Consider the following 2,814-nt stretch of genomic DNA (forward strand, 5'->3'; position numbering starts at 1 on the left):
AAGGGGATTCGAACCCCTGTTACCGCCGTGAAAGGGCGGTGTCCTAGGCCTCTAGACGATGGGGACCCGGACTTTATTTTTTAAGCAAAAGTGTTCTATGTGCTAAATACACTGTGCTTAGTGCTTTAGTTATACTCTAATAAACACTTTGAGTTAACCTCTCATATCATTTAGAACTGAGAAGAAATAATGGTGGAGCCTAGCGGGATCGAACCGCTGACCTCAACACTGCCAGTGTTGCGCTCTCCCAGCTGAGCTAAGGCCCCACAGGTTTACATTACAAATAACGTAAACCTTTAAAACTTGGTATCCCCAAGGGGATTCGAACCCCTGTTACCGCCGTGAAAGGGCGGTGTCCTAGGCCTCTAGACGATGGGGACCCGGACGGTAATATTAGACTCTTTACGTGAGCTTTCTTATAGAATTTCACAAAAAAACCTATAAGAATGGTGGAGCCTAGCGGGATCGAACCGCTGACCTCAACACTGCCAGTGTTGCGCTCTCCCAGCTGAGCTAAGGCCCCACATTACCAATTAATACACTTTTGAATCTATCACGACTTTCGTGACCCTGTGTCTCAACTGCGAGGCGCATTCTATGCAGCAGACCCAAAAGTGTCAACTCGTTTTTTAGGAATTTATTCTATTTGCTACAAATTCAATCGCTTTGGATATTCTTTGTTCAGAACGTTCACGTCCAACTAGGAATAAGGTTAAATCAACAGCAGGAGACATTCCTGCACCAGTAAGAGCAACCCTTAATGGCATACCCACTTTACCCATGCCAACTGCTAATTCAGTCGCTGTCGCTTCAATAGCATCATGTATAGAGGCAAGATCCCATTCAACTAAAGCCGATAGTTTCTGTTGAATAAGTTTTAACGGCTCCATAGCAACACCTCTTAAATGTTTTTTCGCCGCATTTTCATCAAAGTCTGTAAAATCTTCATAAAAGTAACGACTGGATGCTGCCATTTCTTTTAATGTTTTTGCTCTTTCTGACAATGCTGTAACAATTTCACTCAAAGAAGGCCCCTGTGAGAAATCAATTTTTTGATCATGCATATGCCATTCTAATTGTTTTGCTACATACTCAGGCGCCAGAGACTTCATATAATGTTGATTTAACCAAACTAGCTTCTCAGTGTTAAAAGCAGATGCGGCCTTATTGATATCATCTAATTTAAAAAGTTGTTTCATTTCTTCAATAGAAAACACTTCTTGATCGCCATGAGACCAACCTAAACGCACCAAATAATTCAGCAGTGCCTCTGGTAAAAAGCCATCATCACGGTATTGCATGACACTGACAGCGCCATGACGCTTTGATAACTTAGCGCCATCATCACCCAATATCATAGCAACATGAGCATACTCTGGTACTGGAGCACCTAATGCTTTAAGAATATTGATTTGACGAGGTGTATTATTGATATGATCTTCACCACGAACAACACATGTGATCCCCATATCCCAATCATCAACAACCACACAAAAGTTATAGGTTGGTGTGCCTTCTGTACGTGCGATAATAAGATCGTCTAATTCTTCGTTAGCAATTTCAATCCGCCCTCGAACATGATCGTCAAAAACAACACTCCCTTCTGTTGGGTTTTTGAAGCGAATAACGTAAGGCTCATCTGTTTCTCTAGGAGCTTTGTCGCGACAGCAACCATCATACTTTTGACGCTCACCTTTAGCTTCTTGTTCTTCACGCATTAATTCTATGCGTTCACGAGAACAATAACATTTGTAAGCTGTTCCCTGTGCTAACATTTGCGCAATAATCTCATTATAACGTTCAAAACGCTGAGTCTGATAATACGGACCTTGATCCCAATTAAGTCCTAGCCATTCCATCCCCTCTAAAATTGCATCACAAGCTTCTTGAGTCGAACGTTCAATATCAGTATCTTCAACCCGTAATACAAATTCACCTTTATTTGCACGAGCGTGTAACCATGAATAAAGTGCTGTTCGAGCGCCACCAACATGAAGAAAACCAGTTGGACTAGGAGCAAAACGTGTCTTAGTTGTCATAATGGGACAATAACCTATATTGAAAAGTCTAGTAATTAGACGGTACTGATAAATGTGCGCCCTATTCTACCAGCCAAAATGACAAAAAGAAAAATAAGCATCTCAACATCCTGAACCTTGACAGAAAAAATCGCTTTAATTCACCTGATACCAATTCCAGCGCATATAGTGCTATACCCGTGAGACTTCAAGCTGCATGTTTTCAGAATGCGTAAAAGTGCCTAATTCAAGGCGTATTATTGCCGAAATGCTTACTGCCTTTTAAGGTGATACAACGCAGAAGCAGGCGCTTTTACACACTCCCAAAGGGTTGGTTTAAAAGCCTTTTATACTGTGTTATTAAACACCAACTTAGAATAACTAGGCTCGATGTTCAATGCCTTGTCTAAAAGACTTTTCATTCCAACTGAATCCTGCAGCTTGAAGTCTCACGGGTATAAATTCAAATAGAATAGATGAGAAAGGAACAACAATCTGTGCGGTAGGCAAACATCACGATTAGTGTCAAACAGACAGAATTTACTTCTGCCGTTAAAAGATCACCGAGTGACTGGAATAGGTATGACTTATTAACAATCAGCACAAAGACTTGTGTGACAAAGCAGCAAACAGCACAAAATTAAGGCGAGTAAGTTTTTTTATCGAAAAAAGCGTTGACACTCGAAGCTCTCTCCCTATAATACGGCCCCAACACAGCGAGGTCGATTAGCTCAGCTGGGAGAGCACCTCCCTTACAAGGAGGGGGTCACTGGTTCGAGCCCAGTATCGACCACCA

1 protein-coding gene and 4 tRNA genes are annotated in these 2,814 nt (G+C 41.8%); 1 reads left to right on the plus strand and 4 read right to left on the minus strand.

What is annotated here, in order from left to right; genetic code table 11:
• Positions 1-190 precede the first annotated feature (190 nt).
• The 4 genes from Q0976_RS23835 to gltX form a co-directional block, all read right to left on the minus strand.
• A tRNA-Ala gene (locus Q0976_RS23835) sits at positions 191-266 on the minus strand.
• A gap of 38 nt (positions 267-304) precedes the next feature.
• Positions 305-380 (minus strand) — tRNA-Glu (locus Q0976_RS23840).
• Between the two features lie 67 nt (positions 381-447).
• Positions 448-523: transfer RNA gene (locus tag Q0976_RS23845), tRNA-Ala, on the minus strand.
• Between the two features lie 106 nt (positions 524-629).
• Positions 630-2,039, minus strand: coding sequence for a glutamate--tRNA ligase (gene gltX, locus Q0976_RS23850; protein ID WP_299497344.1), 1,410 nt, complete (start codon positions 2,037-2,039; stop codon positions 630-632).
• Between the two features lie 699 nt (positions 2,040-2,738).
• Here gltX and Q0976_RS23855 point away from each other — a divergent pair.
• Positions 2,739-2,814, plus strand: a tRNA-Val gene (locus Q0976_RS23855).

The organism is uncultured Shewanella sp. (assembly GCF_947501665.1).
In the GTDB taxonomy this organism is placed as follows: domain Bacteria; phylum Pseudomonadota; class Gammaproteobacteria; order Enterobacterales; family Shewanellaceae; genus Shewanella.